We start from the raw sequence: 582 nt of genomic DNA on the forward strand, positions 1-582 counted from the left end.
CGATCTAACGCTATGATTTGTTCTTCTATACCAGATATATCATTTTCATAATTTTTAATAATTCTTGGTTCAAAACTACCTTGTCTATCTCTTGGAATACTTATACCAACCTCTCCAAAATCAGATCGAACTTTCTTATTCCTATGTCCATTTCTTGAGTTTGTAGTATTTTTATTTTGATTATCATACCTGTCATATCCTAGGTGTTCATCAAGCTCCGCTTCTAACATTTCTTGAATTGTTTCTGCAAATAAATCTTTTAACATTTCTTGTACATCTCTTGTTGTTTTAACATCATATTCTTGTATAAGTTTCTTTAAAATTTCACTTTTGTTTAACATAAAAAGTGTGCACCTTCCTTCGGATAATCTAATTTAATTATCGCACTTTTTGGAAGAATACACACTTTATTTTACAGACCCTTATTTTCCTATAAACATTTGTGTCCAGTATATAGAACCATTAGAATCTTTAGCTATACCTACACCTAAAGTTGTAAAGTTAGGATTTAATATATTTTCTCTATGCCCTTTTGAATTCATCCAAGCATTAACAACTTCTTTTGGAGTTCTTTGACCCATT

General features: G+C 29.7%; 2 protein-coding genes. Both read right to left on the reverse strand.

What is annotated here, in order from left to right; genetic code table 11:
- On the reverse strand, positions 1-341 hold a 341-nt coding region (locus G3997_RS03140), incomplete at its 3' end, for a transposase (protein ID WP_296647979.1).
- An 81-nt stretch (positions 342-422) separates the two neighbouring features.
- Positions 423-581, reverse strand: a complete 159-nt coding sequence (locus G3997_RS11530; protein ID WP_296649299.1) for a CAP domain-containing protein — start codon at positions 579-581, stop codon at positions 423-425.
- Position 582 lies beyond the last annotated feature (1 nt).

The sequence above is a fragment of the Romboutsia sp. 13368 genome, from assembly GCF_018336475.1.
Classification (GTDB): domain Bacteria; phylum Bacillota; class Clostridia; order Peptostreptococcales; family Peptostreptococcaceae; genus Romboutsia.

What these genes read in the sequence shown, in the direction of transcription:
- G3997_RS11530 (WP_296649299.1), bottom strand. Translation starts at nt 581, where the DNA reads ATGGGTCAAAGAACTCCAAAAGAAGTTGTTAATGCTTGGATGAATTCA.